This is a genomic window from Streptomyces longispororuber (genome assembly GCF_014656095.1).
GTDB lineage: Bacteria > Actinomycetota > Actinomycetes > Streptomycetales > Streptomycetaceae > Streptomyces > Streptomyces longispororuber.
This window is the reverse complement of sequence record NZ_BNBT01000006.1, coordinates 20,052-34,346: the sequence shown is the minus strand read 5'-3', so window position 1 is coordinate 34,346 and position 14,295 is coordinate 20,052. Positions and strand designations below refer to the sequence as shown.

Below are 14,295 nucleotides of genomic sequence, written 5' to 3'. Positions count from 1 at the left end.
AGGACGGAGAGATCCGTTCGAAGGGGACGGCCCCGGGGCCGTCCCGCGTCATGTACCAGGAGGCACCCCGCGATGTCGGTCCCGCAGCCCACCGCTGAGCAGCGCGGCGAGGAGATCCTCGCCGTCTTCGACACCGCGTTCGGCGAGCTGCTCGCCGCCGACCCCGCCGCGTTCCGGGTGAAGTTCCGCAAGATGGCCGCCTCGGCGTTCGCCTTCTACCGCGGCACGGCGGCCCTCTTCTACCACGACCTGGAGCGGGAGCACGCCGGGCGCGGCGAGGGCGGCGTCCCCACCGGGCCGTACCTGGACGACCGCACGGGCCGGGTGTGGATCCACGGCGACCTGCACGCGGAGAACTTCGGCACGTACATGGACGCCCAGGGCCGGCTGATCTTCAACGTCAACGACTTCGACGAGGCGTACGTGGGCCCCTTCACCTGGGACCTGAAGCGCTTCGCCGCCTCGCTGGCCCTGATCGGGTACACCAAGGCGCTCAGCGACGAGCAGATCACCGCCCTGGTCGGCACGTACGCGGCGGCGTACCGCGAGCGGATCCACGACCTGGCGACGGGCGCCAAGAGCGACGAGGTGCCGCCCTTCACGCTGGACACCGCCCAGGGCCCGCTGCTCGGGGCGCTGCGCGTGGCCCGGTCGCTGACCCGCTTCGGCCTCCTCGACTCGATGACGGAGATCCGTGACTTCGAGCGCCGCTTCGCGCCGGGCGGCGGCTCCATCGAGCTGGACGCGGCCACCCGGTACAAGGTCCTCGCCGCCTTCGACGGCTATCTGGAGACGCTGCCGGAGTCGTCCCTGACGCGCCCGGACTCCTACCGCGTCAAGGACGTGGTGGGCCGCCGCGGCATCGGCATCGGCTCGGCCGGCCTGCCCTCGTACAACATCCTCCTGGAGGGCAACAGCGACGCGCTGGAGAACGACGTCGTGATCTACCTCAAGCAGGCCCAGACCCCGGCCGTCTCGCGGCACATCACGGACGCCGCCGTCCGCGACTACTTCCAGCACGAGGGCCACCGCACGGTCATCTCGCAGCGCGCCCTGCAGGCGCACGCCGACCCCTGGCTCGGCTGGACGGAGCTGGACGGGGCGGGCCAGCTCGTCGCCGAGGTGTCGCCGTACGCGGTCGACCTGGACTGGTCGGACATCGACGACCCGGAGGAGATCGCCGCGGTGGTCGCCGACCTGGGCCGGGCCACGGCCACCATGCACGCGGCGGCGGACGACGAGAGCGGCCACTCGGACCTGGTGCCGTTCTCCACGGAGCGGGCCATCGACGCGGCCATCGCCGCCGACGAGGAGGGCTTCGCCGGGCTCCTGGTGGACTTCGCGCACGCCTACGGCGCCCGCGCGCGGGCGGACCACCAGATCTTCGTGGACCTGTTCCGCAACGGGCGGATACCGGGGCTGTAGGGGCGGCCCTCCCGCGCGGGCGCCCGGCCGCCGCGCGCGGGCCCCGGTCCGATTCACAGGGACCCTTGAGGTCTCGCTTACGACGGCTCATGGCACACTCGCTTGCGCGATGGACATATTCGGGACCCAGATGAGAGTGGTGCGCGCGGCGCTGTTCACGGCACTCGTCGTGCTGCTGTCCGCCGCGTCGCACATCCTGCTGTCCCGGGCCCCGCTGCCGCTGCCCACCTGCCTGGGGATCACGGCCGCCGTCTACGTCATCGCGTACGCCCTCGCCGGGCGCGAGCGCGGCTTCGGCGGGATCGCCGCGCTGCTCGTCCCGCTGGAGCTCGCCGCCGACACGGTCTTCACCACGGGCCAGCACGTCTGCTACGGCGAGGCGGGCGGCCCGGTCGCGGGCCCGCTGCGCTCCGTCGGCTTCGACGTGCTCTGCGGCGGCGGCAGCGTCGGCTCGCCGCTGGCCCGGGTGGCGGGCGGCGAGAGCCACGGCGCCGTGCTGCTCGCCGACGCCGACCCGGTCCTGGCCTGGGCGCTGCTCGGCGCGCACATCGACGTCGGGCTGCTCGCGGCCGCCTGGCTGCACCGGGGCGAGCGCGCCCTCGCGCAACTGCTGCGGGCCGCGGCCGCGGCCACGTTCCGGCCGCTGATCGTCGCCGTCGCCGCGGTGACCGGCCGGGGCGCCCCGGCGCGCCGGATGCCGCGGCCCGCGCCCCGGGTCCGCGCGGCGCGCACCCGGCTGCTCGTGCACTGTGTGGGACGGCGTGGACCGCCGTACTCGGCCGCTGCCGCCTGAGTACGTACGTCCCCACCACACCCACGGAGTTTCCCCATGAGCAAGCGCAACAGCCAGGCCGCGAAGCAGGCCGCCCGCGAGCGGATCCGCGCCCAGCAGGAGGCCGAGCGCCGGCGCGAGAAGCGCAAGCGGTCGATCGTCGTCGGCGTCTCCATCGTGGCCGTCCTCGCCCTCGCGGGCGGCGTCGGCTACGCCGTGATGCAGTCCAACAAGCCGGGCCACTGGGACGAGGCCAAGGACCAGAAGCTGGTCAAGCCCGCCAACACGACGGGCAAGAACGGCACCACGGTCGTCATCGGCAAGGACAGCGCCAAGAAGACCCTGAAGCTCTACGAGGACCCGCGCTGCCCGATCTGCGCCCAGTTCGAGCAGACCGTCGGCCCGGCCGTCGAGAAGGACCTGAAGGACGGCAAGTACAAGATCCAGTTCGTCGGGGCCACCTTCCTCGACAGGAACTTCCAGGGCGAGGGCTCGCGCAACGCGATGAGCGCCCTGGGCGCCGCCCTGAACGTCTCCCCGGACGCCTTCCTGGCCTACAAGAAGGCGCTGTACTCGCCGGAGAACCACCCCGCCGAGTCGGACGACAAGTTCAAGGACGACGCGTACCTGCTGAAGATCGCCAACGAGGTGCCGGAGCTCAAGAAGAGCGCCGCCTTCAAGAAGGCGGTCAAGGACGGCACGTACGACCGCTGGGCCCTGGAGATGGGCCAGGCCTTCCAGGACGACGAGGACGGCGTCGAGGGCACCCCGGCCCTCGTCATGGACGGCAAGCACCTCACGGCGCCGGGCAGCAAGAACGCGCCGATGAACGTCAAGGACTACAACAAGGCCGTCGACGAGGCCCTCAAGGGCTGACGCGCACCGTGCGTCCCCGGCGCTTCAGCACCACCCGTCCGGGAGTTATCACGCAGGCGCAGTAGACACGGAGCGGAAGAGCGAGCGAACTTTCGAAGATCGCTCGCTCTTTCGCGTTACCGGTACGTAGGGTTCCTCCCCGTGACCAGTCGAACAGAGAGCAACTCGCCTGTGCCCGCCGAGGACTTGGCCAGATCCCAGGCCTCCGCGCTCACCCCGCGCCGCCGTACCGTCGTCAAGGCGGCGGCCGCCTCCGCCGCCCTCGCCGCGCCCCTGGCCGGTGCCCTCCCGGCCCGCGCCGCCGAGGCGGGTCCGGCCTTCCTGCACGGCGTCGCCTCCGGGGACCCGCTGCCCGACGGCGTCCTGCTGTGGACGCGCGTCACCCCGACCCCGGACGCGGTGCCCGGCTCCGGCAAGGGCCCCGACGTGACCGTGCGCTGGGAGGTGGCCGAGGACAAGGGGTTCAGCCGGGTCGTCGGCCGGGGGGCGACCACCGCGCGGGCCGCGAGCGACCACACCGTCAAGGCCGACGTCAGGGGCCTGCGCCCGGCGGCCACCTATTACTACCGCTTCTCCGTGGGCGACGCGGACGGCGGCTCCGCGGTCCTCTCCCCCGTCGGCCGCACCCGCACCGCGCCCGCCCACGACGCCGCCGCGCCGGGCGTCCGCTTCGGCGTGGTGTCCTGCTCCAACTGGGAGGCGGGCTACTTCGCCGCGTACCGCCACCTCGCGGCCCGCACCGAGCTCGACGCGGTCCTGCACCTCGGCGACTACCTGTACGAGTACGCGTCCGGCGGGTACGCCTCCGCCGACGGCGTGGTGCGCGAGCACCGGCCGCGCCACGAGATCGTCACGCTCGCCGACTACCGCGTGCGCCACGGCGTCCACAAGACCGACCCGGACGCCCGCGCGATGCACGCCACGCACCCGCTCATCGCCATCTGGGACGACCACGAGGTCGCCAACGACGCCTGGTCGGGCGGTGCCGAGAACCACCAGCCCGACACCGAGGGCCCCTGGTCCGCGCGCGTGGCCGCCGCCAAGCAGGCCTACTTCGAGTGGATGCCGGTACGCCCCTCCACCGAGGGCACCGTCTACCGCCGGCTGCGCTTCGGCAAGCTGGCCGATCTGCACCTGCTCGACCTGCGCTCCTTCCGCTCCCAGCAGGTCAAGCCGGGCAGCGGCGCCGTCGACGCGCCGGACCGCACGATCACCGGGCGCGCCCAGCTCGACTGGCTGAAGGCGGGTCTGGCCTCCTCCGACGCCGCCTGGAAGCTGGTCGGCACCTCGGTGATGATCTCGCCGGTGGCCTTCGGCTCGCTCCCCGCGTATCTGCTCGCGCCGCTCGCGGAGCTGCTCGGCCTGCCCAAGGAGGGGCTCGCCGTCAACACCGACCAGTGGGACGGCTACACGCACGACCGCGCGGAACTCCTCACGCACCTGCGGGACAAGGGCATCCGCAACACCGTGTTCCTCACCGGCGACATCCACATGGCGTGGGCGAACGACGTGCCGGTCAAGGCGGCCACGTACCCGGTGTCGCCGTCGGCCGCCACGGAGTTCGTCGTCACGTCCGTGACCTCCGACAACGTCGACGACCTGCTGAAGGTGCCGCCGCACACGGTGTCGCTCGCCGGGGTCGCCGCCGTCAAGGCCGCCAACCGCCACGTGAAGTGGCTGGACATGGACTCGCACGGGTACGGCGTCCTCGACGTGACGGCCGAGCGCTCGCAGATGGACTACTACGTCGTGTCCGACCGCAGGGACCCCGGTGCGGCCTCGGCCTGGGCGCGTTCGTACCGCACGCTCAGCGGCACGCAGAAGGTGGAGCGGGTGCGCGAGCCGGTGCGCTGAAAGCCCGGTGAAGCACGCCGACGCGGGCCCGCGGAGCCCCTACCCTGTGGCCCATGAGTGGCGAGGGGGACGTCGTCGACGGCCGCTTCGAGCTGCTCCAGCGGCTCGGCAGCGGAGGCATGGGCACGGTGTGGCGGGCCCGCGACACCGTGCTGCACCGCGAGGTGGCGCTGAAGGAGGTCCGGGCTCCGGGCCCGGAGCCGGACGCGGCCACGGCGCAACGGACGCGGGAGCGGGTGCTGCGCGAGGCCCGCGCGCTGGCCCGGCTCAACCACCCGCACGTGGTGACGATCCACCAGATCGTCGAACCCCCGGACCGGCCCCCGTGGCTGGTGATGGAGCTGCTGCCGGGCCGTTCCCTCCAGGACCTCCTGGAGGAGCGCGCCCTCACACCCCGGGAGGCGGCGCGGACGGGCCGCGAACTGCTGTCCGCCCTCCGCGTCGCCCACGCCGCGGGCGTCCTGCACCGCGACCTCAAACCCGCCAACGTGCTGCTGCGGGAGCCGCCGGGCCCCGGCGCGCTGCCGCCGGCCGTCCTCACCGACTTCGGGATCGCCGCGCTCCAGGGGTCCACCCAGCTCACCGCCACCGGCGAGCTGATCGGCTCCCCCGAGTACATGGCGCCCGAGCGGGTCCGCGGCACCGGCGAGGGCCCGGCCGCCGACCTGTGGTCGCTCGGGCTCGTCCTGTACGTCGCCGTGGAAGGCGTCAGTCCGCTGCGCCGGTCCTCGACCCTGGCCACGCTCGCGGCGGTGCTCGACGACCCGGTGCCGCCACCGGTGCGCTCCGGGCCGCTGGCACCGGTGCTGCGGGCGCTGCTGGTCCGCGACCCGGCGCGGCGGCCCGACGCGGAGCGCCTGGACGCCATGCTGGCGGCGGTCGCCGAGGGCCACCCCGCCGAGGGCGCCCCGCCGCCGCCCGTACCGGTCACACCGCCCGCGCCCGTCCCACCCGTCTCGCCCGTCTCGCCCGTCGCGTACGTGCCGACGGTGACCGCCGCCCGACCGGAGCCTTCCGGTCAGCCGCCGGCGGACGCGCCCCGGCGGCGGGCGCCCGTGGTCGTCGCGGCGGTCGCGGTGGTCCTGGCGCTGGTGGCGGGGGCCGCCCTCGCGCTCGCGCTGCGGAACGGGGACGCGCCGGACGACAAGGCGGGTGACAGGACGAGCACGAGCGCGGGACTCCCGCCCGGCCCCACGCCCACCGCCTCCCCCTCCGACTCCGGCAAGTCCTCCGCGTCGACGACCCCCGCACGGACACCGACACAGCCGCCGACCTCGGCACCGACACGGACACGGACACCGACGAAAGCTCCCCGTACGCCGACGCCCCCGAAGAAGGCGCCCCTGCCCCACCTCGGCCGCTGGGTCGCCCAGCTCCACTCCGAGCCCGGCACGTCCTCGCCCGCGACGCGCGACCGCAAGCTCGCCGCCGTACGCCAGCGCATCCCCGAGGCCCGCTACCTGCGCAGCGACGACTACGCCTCGCTGCGGCCCGGCTACTGGGTCTTCTACGCCCCGGGCCCGTTCGCCGACGGCCACGCCGCGCTGCGGTTCTGCGCCGAGCGCGGTCGCACCGCGGCGCGGACGTGCGTGGGCCGCTTCCTGAGCGACAGCGCGGCCGACATCGTCTTCCTGTGCAAGCCGCCGGTGACCAGCCCGAAGGGGCGCTGCACGGGACGGCCCTAGGTACCCGGGGGCCTACAGGGTGTCCAGGAACCCGAGCGCCGTGCGCCAGGTGGTCTCGGCCGCCTCGGCGTCGTAGTCGTCCAGGTCGGGGTCGGTGTACAGGTGCCCGGCCCCGGCGTAGCGGTAGATCTCCACGTCGGCGCCCACCCGGCCCATCCGCAGGTACCAGGCGCTCAGCCAGTCGTCGGTCTCGAACGGGTCGGGTTCGGCGACGTGCAACTGCACCGGCAGGTCGTCGGTCGCGGCGTTCTCGGCGATGTCGGACGTGCCGTGCAGGAGCAGCAGGCCGCGCGCCTTGTCGTCGCCGAGCGCCAGGGTCTGCGCCACGGAGGCGCCCAGCGAGAAGCCCGCGTAGACCAGTCCGCGCTCCGAGTACGGCGCCGCGGCCAGCACGGCACGTTTGAGCAGCTCATCCCTGCCTACTACTTCTTGGTGGGCCATGCCCTCCTCGACGGTCCCGAAGGTGCGCCCGTCGAAGAGGTCGGGGGTCCACACCTGGTGACCCGCCGCGCGCAGCCGGTCGGCCGCCGCGCGCACCGCGGGCCGCAGCCCGTACGTCGAATGGAAGAGCACGATGTTCATGGGAGCCATCGTGCCATCGCCCTACCGGAGACCACTCGCCCCACCCGCCCCACTCGCCCCACTGGAAACCACCTGCTGCACATAAGCCCCCACTGCGCTGTTTCTCACATTGGCCCCACTCGCCCCACCCGTCCTAGATCGTCACTTCCGCTCACCCCTACCCTCGAACACATGGAGAACGTCCTGCGCCCGTTGATCGTGATCGGTGCCGCGCTGGTGCTCACCCTGGCCGTCGGCTGGCTGGTGGACACGGCGCTGAGCCGTGCCGACGCCAGGCAGCCGCAGCGCCCGCTGTGGGGACTTCTGCGCCGCTGCCGCCTGCCCCTGCAACTCGTCCTGTGCACCGCCCTGCTGCGCGCCTCGTACGAGCACGCGAAAGTCGCCCTCGACCACTCCGCGGGCATCGGCAGAGCGCTCTCGCTGGTGCTCATCGGCTCGGTGGCGTGGCTCGCCGTGCGCATCTCGACGGCCATAGTGGAGGCCTCGTACTCCCGTTACGCCGGCACCCACCGCGACCCGGCCCGGGTGCGCCGCGTCCGTACGCAGGTGACGCTGATCCAGCGCGTCGTCGCCGCCGTGGTCGGCGTGGTGGCCGCGGCCGCGATGCTGCTCACCTTCCCCGCGATGCAGGCGGCCGGGGCCTCGCTCCTCGCCTCGGCGGGCATCCTCGGCATCGTGGCGGGCATCGCCGCCCAGTCCACCCTGGGGAACCTCTTCGCCGGGCTGCAGATCGCCTTCGGCGACATGGTGCGCATCGGCGACACGGTCGTCGTGGACGGCGAGTGGGGCACGGTCGAGGAGATCACCCTGACGTTCCTCGCCGTGCGCACCTGGGACGAGCGGCGGATCACGATGCCCGTGTCGTACTTCACGTCGAAGCCGTTCCAGAACTGGTCGCGCGGCGGCTCCCAGATGACCGGCACCGTCTTCTTCCACCTCGACCACTCGGCCCCGGTCGCCGCGATGCGCGAGAAGCTGCACGAGATCGTGCGCGACTGCGCCGCCTGGGACGGCCGCGACTGGGGCCTCGCGGTCACCGACACCACGCCGAACACCATCCAGGTGCGCGCGCTCGTCACCGCCAAGGACGCCGACGACATATGGACGGCCCGGGTCACGGTCCGCGAGCAGATGGTCGCCTGGCTGACCGAGCACCACCCGTACGCCCTGCCGCGGGTCAACACCGCGTGGGCCGAGCTGCCCGCGCTGCCGTCCGCCGACGGCGGGGGGCCGCGCCGGGCGCCCCCGCACGTGCCGCGCACCGGCCGCGGCTGACCGCGCCGACGCCGACGCCGAGGGGGCGGCCGTCCGGCCGCCCCCTCGTCCGATGTCCGGGACCGGTTCCGGCGTGCCGGTCAGCGCAGGCTGCGGACGTCGAGCTGGCGCAGCACCCGGTCCACGATCTCCGGGTCGGAGCCGGGTTCGCTGCGCGCGGCGAGGACGGCGTGCCGGGCGGCCGACATCATCTCGCGCTGGACGCGCTGGGTCGTCTTGAACCGGTCGGCGCGCTTGGCGTACCGCTCGCGCCGCTCGTCGTCGAGGATGTCCGGGCTGATCCGCGCGCCGATGTCGAAGGCGCCGCGCAGCAGCCGCTCGGACAGCTCCTCGGGCAACTCCTCGACCTCCTCGATCTCCCGCAGGCGGGCCTTGGCGGCCTTGGCCGCGCGCAGCGCGAGGTCGCGCTCCAGGGCCCGCTCGGCGTCGGTGTCCGCGCGCACGCCGAGCCGTTTGACCAGCCAGGGCAGGGTGAGGCCCTGGACGACGAGCGTGGCCATGATGACGCAGAAGGCGATGAAGACGATCTCGTCGCGGCCCGGGAAGGGCTGCCCGTCGTCCGTCGTGAGCGGGATGGCGAGGGCCAGCGCCACCGACGCCACGCCGCGCATCCCCGACCACCACATGACGACGGTCTCGCGCCACGACACCGGGATCTCCTCGTCGTAGTCGCGCCGCTTGTGCAGCCGCTTGGCGAGCCAGGTGGCGGGCAGCAGCCACAGCAGCCGTACGCCGACGACGACGGCCACGACCGCCGCGCCCCAGCCGAGCATCCGCCACTCGCGCCCCGCGGAGGTGCCGAAGACGTTGTGCAGTTCGAGCCCGATGAGGCCGAAGGCGACCCCGGTGACCAGGGTGTCGACGATCTGCCAGAAGGACTGCCCGGTGATCCGGCCGAGCACGTCGTCGGCGTCGACGGCGTGCTCGGCGAGGAAGAGGGCGGTGGTCAGCACCGCGAGGACGCCGGAGCCGTGCAGCTCCTCGGCGAGCACGTACGCGACGAACGGCACGAGCAGCGTCAGGCCGGTCTGGAGGGTGGCGTCGTCGAGCAGGCTCATCAGCTTGTTGCTGAGCCAGCCGAGCGCGAGGCCCACGGCAACGGCGACGACCGCGGAGAGCACGAGCTGGCCGGCCGCGGCGGGCCAGGAGAAGGTGCCGCTGACGGCGGCGGCGATGGCCACGTGGTACAGGACGATCGCCGTGACGTCGTTGAACAGGCCCTCGCCCTCCAGGATCGAGACGAGGCGGCGCGGCAGGCCGAGCGTCCCGGCGACGGCGGTCCCGGCGACCGGGTCCGGCGGGGCGCCGAGCGCGCCGAGCGCCAGCGCGCCGGCCAGCGGCAGCCCCGGCACGACGGCGTGCGCGACGGCCGCGACCGCCGCCGTCGTCACGAAGACGAGCGCGACGGCGAGCAGCAGGATGGGCCGGATGTTGGCCGCGAACTGGCGCCAGGACGTGCGCTGCACGGCGGCGTAGAGCAGCGGCGGGAGCACCAGCGGCAGGATGAGGTCCGGCGGGACGTCGACGTTCGGTACGAAGTCCACGAGGGCGAGGACGATGCCGCCGAGGGTCATCAGCACGGGCGAGGGCAGCCCGAGCCGGTCCCCCAGCGGCACGGTCACCACGGCGCCGAGCAAGAGGACGAGCAGCAGCGCGAGTTGGTCCACGGGTGCCCTCCGGGGCCGAGGCAGGGATGATCAGGTGCTCAACCTTGCCACGAATGCCCGCAAAGAGGACGAATACGCCCTGGCGCCCGGAGGGACACCCACCGCCTGCCCGGCACCGACTGCCCGGCACCCCCGACTGCCCGGCACCCGCCTGCCCTGCGCCACTTACCCTGCGCCGCCTGCCCTGCGCCACCTGTGCGGCACCGGCGCGCAAACGCCCCGCTAGCGCAGGGCCCGCCGCATGGCCCGGTGCGGAATGTCCGCGTCCAGGAACTCGGGCCCGTACGCCTCGTACCCCAGACGCTCGTAGAAACCCAGCGCCTGCGTCTGCGCGTGCAGGTCGACGGCGTCAAGGCCCCGCGCGCGGGCGGCGTCCTCGATGGCCCGGACCAGCGCGGCCCCGGCCCCGAGCCCCCGCGCGGCGCGCAGCACGGCCAGCCGGCCCAGGGCCCCCACGCCGGCGTCCCCGCCGTTCTTGGCGGCCGCGGCCTCACCCGTGAGCAGCCGCCCGGTGCCGACCGGGGCCCCGTCCGCGCGGCGCACCGCGAGCACGTGCACGGCCCCCGCGTCGTACGCGTCGTACTCCAGGTCCTCGGGCACGCCCTGCTCGGCCACGAAGACCTCCTTGCGCACCGCGAAGCAGGCCTGGCGGTCCTCCTCGCTCACCGCGACCCGGCAGAGCACGCCGCCCCCGGCGTCCGCGGCACTCACGCGCTCTCCGCCCGGACCCGGTCGAGCGCCTGCTGAAGGTCCTCGGGGTAGTCACTCGCGAACTCGACCCACTCGCCGTCGCCGGGGTGCTCGAAGCCGAGCCGCACCGCGTGCAGCCACTGCCGGGTCAGGCCGAGGCGCTTGGCGAGCGTGGGGTCCGCGCCGTACGTCAGGTCGCCCACGCACGGGTGGCGGTGGGCCGCCATGTGCACGCGGATCTGGTGGGTGCGGCCCGTCTCCAGCTTGATGTCGAGCAGGGAGGCGGAGCGGAAGGCCTCCATCAGGTCGTAGTGCGTGACGGAGGGCTTGCCCTCGGCGGTGACCGCCCACTTGTAGTCGTGGTGGGGGTGGCGGCCGATGGGGGCGTCGATGGTGCCGCTCATGGGGTCGGGGTGGCCCTGGACCAGCGCGTTGTACCGCTTGTCGACCGTGCGCTCCTTGAACTGGCGCTTCAGCGACGTGTACGCCCGCTCGGACTTGGCGACGACCATCAGGCCGGAGGTGCCCACGTCCAGGCGGTGCACGATGCCCTGGCGCTCGGCGGCGCCGGACGTCGAGATGCGGTACCCGGCCGCGGCGAGGCCGCCGATCACGGTCGTGCCGGTCCAGCCGGGGCTCGGGTGCGCGGCCACGCCGACCGGCTTGACGATCACGACGATGTCGTCGTCGTCGTGCACGATCTCCATGCCCTCGACGGGCTCGGCGACGATCTGCACCGGCGCTGCGGCCTGCGGCATCTCCACCTCCAGCCAGGCCCCGCCGTGCACCCGCTCGGACTTGCCGGCGACCGCGCCGTCGACCAGCACCTTGCCGGCGGCCGCGAGCTCGGCGGCCTTCGTACGGGAGAAACCGAACATGCGGGAGATGGCGGCGTCGACGCGCTCGCCCTCCAGGCCGTCGGGTACGGGCAGGGTACGGATCTCGGGAAGCGTGCTCACCCCACGAGTATGCAGGAGGGCACCGACACCGCCGTACCGAAGGCCCCGGTCCGGCCACCTCCGGCACCCGCCTCAGCCCTCGTGCAGGGACCTCAGTCCTCGTACACGGACTCAGCCCTTGTGGACGGAGCTCAGTCCTTGTGCACGGTCCCGTCCGGGTCGAGGCCCCGGAAGGACAGCAGCACGATCAGGATGCCGCCGCAGACGATCGCCGAGTCCGCGAGGTTGAACACCGCGAAGCCCTTGGGCGCGATGAAGTCCACGACCGCGCCCTTGAAGACGCCCGGCGAGCGGAAGATCCGGTCGGTGAGGTTGCCGAGCGCCCCGCCGAGCAGCAGGCCCAGCGCGATCGCCCAGGGCAGGCTGTACAGCTTGCGCGCGAGGCGGGCGATCACCAGGATCACGGCCGCGGCGATCACCGTGAAGATGATGGTGTACGCCTCGCCCATGCCGAAGGCGGCGCCCGCGTTGCGGATCGCGTTGAAGCGCAGCAGGTCGCCGACCACGTCGATCGGCTCGTGGTGCTCCAGCTCGGCCACCACGATCATCTTGCTGACCAGGTCAAGAGCGTACGCGACGAGGGCCACACCGAACAGCACGGCGATCTTGCGCTTGCCCGCGGGCTTCCGCTGCCCCTCGGGCTCCTGTCCGCCGTCGGGGCCGGGCTCCGCCTCGGGGGTGTCCGGCGTACCGATGATGCGCTCCGCCTCTGCCACGTGAATCCCTCAACCTAGGTACCTGACTGGGACGAGGGTACGGCAACCGGCACCGGCCCCAGGTGTCCAGGCCGGGCTCAGAAACGCCGCTCCTGCTTCTGCTTGCACTCCACGCACAGGGTCGCGCGCGGGAAGGCCTGCATGCGGGCCTTGCCGATCGGGTTGCCGCAGTTCTCGCAGAGCCCGTACGTGCCCGCGTCGAGGCGCTCCAGGGCGCGCTCGGTCTGCTCCAGCATCTCCCGGGCGTTCGCGGCGAGCGCCATCTCGTGCTCCCGCGTGATGTTCTTCGTGCCGGTGTCCGCCTGGTCGTCGCCCGCGCCGTCCCCGGAGTCCCGCATCAGGCCCACCAGGGACGCCTCGGACGCCTCGATCTCGGTCCGCAGCCGCATCGCCTCGGACATCAGCTCGGTGCGCGCCTCGGCGACCTCCGCCGGGGTCCACGGGTCCTCGCCGGGCCGCACCGCGAGCTCGCCGGGCGCGGCGGCGGCCCGTGCCTTGGGCACCCCTCCCGCTGCGGGCACCGGCCCTGTCGCCGGTACGGCTCCCTGCTGCTGCGCCGCCGTCGCCGTGCCCGGAGTCTTCTTCGCAACCACCGTCGTGGCTCCCGTCGTCTCCGCGGCCTGAGCCGCATCCTCGGCCGCGGACGCGACCGTCTTCCTGGCCGTACGTGTGCTGGCCCCTGGGGCCTCGGCGGTGGTACCCGCCTCCTTCTGGGACGCGCTCCCGCCCCCCTCCGCCTCCCTCACCGGGGCACTGTCCCCGGTCACTCGTCCGTCCTCGGCGGCATCGGCGTCCCCCCGGGCGGTCTTCCCGGTGGCCGCCGCCTTCTCGTCCGCCGCCTTCCTCGCCACGGCCTTCCGTGCGGCCGCCTCCTGTCCGGAGCCCGCCTCCTCGGACGCGGCGACGGTCGTGTGCGCCGCGCCCTTCTTGGAGCTCGCCGCGGCCTTCTTGGATCTCTTCGTGGCGGCGGCCTTCTCGCTACTCCTGGTGGTGGACGCCTCGGCCGTGACCCTCTTCGCCGCGGTCTTCGCTGTCGCGGACCTCTTGGCGGTGACCTTCCGGGCAGCGGGTGACTGAGCGGCGGCCTTCTCATCGGCGGCCTTCCGGGCAGCCGCCTTCTCGGCAGCCGTCTCCTTCGGGACCGCTGCCTTCGGGGTCGTCGCCTTCCGGGTCGTCGTCTTCGAGGCCGTCGTCTTCGAGCCCGCTGTCTTCGGGACCGCTGTCTTTGAAGCCGCCTTCTTGGCGCCTGCCGTCTTCTTGGTGGCTGCCGCCTCCTTGGTGGCTGCCGTCTTCTTGGCGCCTGCCGTCCTCTTGGCCGTGGCCGCCTTCCCCGTGCCTTCCCCGGTGCCGTCGGCCCCGCCGGGCCCCGTACCCACCCCCTTGCCGGAGCCACCCGCGCCTGGGGATCTGCTGGACGCCGACTGCTGTACGGCGGTCTTCTTCGCCACCATGGCCGCGGCCCCTTCACATATTGTGATCTTGCTCGCGAATCGTGCTGGGACGATAAATCGACTCCAAGCCCGCGGCAACGGGGCACGCCGCCCGATTCGCCCGCCCCGCGGGTGCCGCGCGACGAGCCTTCAAGCGTTGTGCCCAGCTCCTCGCCCGGTAATCCGCCGACCGGGGCGCACCGGAACGCGTCGGCGCGCGTCTCGCCATTCGGGTCAGTACGGCCCCGGCACCCGCACCGCCCGGGCCCCACGGAAAACCGGTCGGCCGCCCCCGTCCGGGCGCCGTACACTGGCCGGAGCGAAAAGCGTGGATGGGGACGAGTAGCGGCGTACGCAGCCGGGA

The 14,295-nt window shown here is 73.4% G+C and carries 12 protein-coding genes; 6 read left to right on the top strand and 6 right to left on the bottom strand.

Annotation, left to right across the window (positions count from 1 at the left end):
- Positions 1 to 72 precede the first annotated feature (72 nt).
- The 5 genes from IE330_RS03365 (at position 73) to IE330_RS03345 (ending at position 6,612) form a co-directional block, all read left to right on the top strand.
- Complete coding sequence (locus tag IE330_RS03365; RefSeq protein ID WP_190134314.1) at positions 73 to 1,425, top strand: DUF2252 domain-containing protein; 1,353 nt, start codon at positions 73 to 75, stop codon at positions 1,423 to 1,425.
- Between the two features lie 109 nt (positions 1,426 to 1,534).
- On the top strand, positions 1,535 to 2,218 hold the full coding sequence (locus tag IE330_RS03360) for a hypothetical protein (protein ID WP_190134313.1): 684 nt from the start codon (positions 1,535 to 1,537) through the stop codon (positions 2,216 to 2,218).
- A gap of 36 nt (positions 2,219 to 2,254) precedes the next feature.
- Positions 2,255 to 3,073, top strand: coding sequence for a thioredoxin domain-containing protein (locus tag IE330_RS03355; RefSeq protein WP_190134312.1), 819 nt, complete (start codon positions 2,255 to 2,257; stop codon positions 3,071 to 3,073).
- A 141-nt stretch (positions 3,074 to 3,214) separates the two neighbouring features.
- Positions 3,215 to 4,927 carry an alkaline phosphatase D family protein gene (locus IE330_RS03350; protein WP_190134311.1) on the top strand — a complete coding sequence of 571 codons (1,713 nt, stop codon included), beginning with the start codon at positions 3,215 to 3,217 and terminating at the stop codon, positions 4,925 to 4,927.
- 53 nt (positions 4,928 to 4,980) lie between these two features.
- Positions 4,981 to 6,612, top strand: coding sequence for a serine/threonine-protein kinase (locus tag IE330_RS03345; RefSeq protein WP_190134310.1), 1,632 nt, complete (start codon positions 4,981 to 4,983; stop codon positions 6,610 to 6,612).
- A 12-nt stretch (positions 6,613 to 6,624) separates the two neighbouring features.
- On the opposite strand, the gene IE330_RS03340 is transcribed toward IE330_RS03345, so the two are convergent.
- Positions 6,625 to 7,194, bottom strand: a complete 570-nt coding sequence (locus IE330_RS03340) for a dienelactone hydrolase family protein (protein WP_190134309.1) — start codon at positions 7,192 to 7,194, stop codon at positions 6,625 to 6,627.
- Positions 7,195 to 7,365: 171 nt separating this feature from the next.
- On the opposite strand from IE330_RS03340, the gene IE330_RS03335 reads away from it, so the two are divergent.
- Complete coding sequence (locus IE330_RS03335; protein WP_190134308.1) at positions 7,366 to 8,469, top strand: mechanosensitive ion channel family protein; 1,104 nt, start codon at positions 7,366 to 7,368, stop codon at positions 8,467 to 8,469.
- Positions 8,470 to 8,549: 80 nt separating this feature from the next.
- Here IE330_RS03335 and IE330_RS03330 read toward each other — a convergent pair whose 3' ends face one another.
- The 5 genes from IE330_RS03330 to IE330_RS03310 form a co-directional block, all read right to left on the bottom strand.
- Positions 8,550 to 10,136 carry a Na+/H+ antiporter gene (locus IE330_RS03330; protein ID WP_190134307.1) on the bottom strand — a complete coding sequence of 529 codons (1,587 nt, stop codon included), beginning with the start codon at positions 10,134 to 10,136 and terminating at the stop codon, positions 8,550 to 8,552.
- A 222-nt stretch (positions 10,137 to 10,358) separates the two neighbouring features.
- Positions 10,359 to 10,847, bottom strand: coding sequence for a GNAT family N-acetyltransferase (locus tag IE330_RS03325; RefSeq protein WP_229925341.1), 489 nt, complete (start codon positions 10,845 to 10,847; stop codon positions 10,359 to 10,361).
- Positions 10,844 to 11,785 carry an RluA family pseudouridine synthase gene (locus tag IE330_RS03320; protein WP_190134306.1) on the bottom strand — a complete coding sequence of 314 codons (942 nt, stop codon included), beginning with the start codon at positions 11,783 to 11,785 and terminating at the stop codon, positions 10,844 to 10,846. The genes IE330_RS03325 and IE330_RS03320 overlap by 4 nt, the downstream gene beginning before the upstream one ends.
- A gap of 131 nt (positions 11,786 to 11,916) precedes the next feature.
- Positions 11,917 to 12,501 (bottom strand): signal peptidase II, encoded by a 585-nt coding sequence (lspA, locus tag IE330_RS03315; RefSeq protein WP_190134305.1) that lies wholly within the window; start codon positions 12,499 to 12,501, stop codon positions 11,917 to 11,919.
- A gap of 77 nt (positions 12,502 to 12,578) precedes the next feature.
- Complete coding sequence (locus IE330_RS03310; RefSeq protein ID WP_190134304.1) at positions 12,579 to 13,952, bottom strand: TraR/DksA family transcriptional regulator; 1,374 nt, start codon at positions 13,950 to 13,952, stop codon at positions 12,579 to 12,581.
- Positions 13,953 to 14,295: the final 343 nt, after the last annotated feature.

Coding starts and splice junctions, on each gene's coding strand:
- IE330_RS03365 (WP_190134314.1), top strand. CDS start 73: ATGTCGGTCCCGCAGCCCACCGCTGAGCAGCGCGGCGAGGAGATCCTC.
- IE330_RS03360 (WP_190134313.1), top strand. CDS start 1,535: ATGGACATATTCGGGACCCAGATGAGAGTGGTGCGCGCGGCGCTGTTC.
- IE330_RS03355 (WP_190134312.1), top strand. CDS start 2,255: ATGAGCAAGCGCAACAGCCAGGCCGCGAAGCAGGCCGCCCGCGAGCGG.
- IE330_RS03345 (WP_190134310.1), top strand. CDS start 4,981: ATGAGTGGCGAGGGGGACGTCGTCGACGGCCGCTTCGAGCTGCTCCAG.
- IE330_RS03340 (WP_190134309.1), bottom strand. CDS start 7,194: ATGAACATCGTGCTCTTCCATTCGACGTACGGGCTGCGGCCCGCGGTG.
- IE330_RS03335 (WP_190134308.1), top strand. CDS start 7,366: ATGGAGAACGTCCTGCGCCCGTTGATCGTGATCGGTGCCGCGCTGGTG.
- IE330_RS03310 (WP_190134304.1), bottom strand. CDS start 13,952: ATGGTGGCGAAGAAGACCGCCGTACAGCAGTCGGCGTCCAGCAGATCC.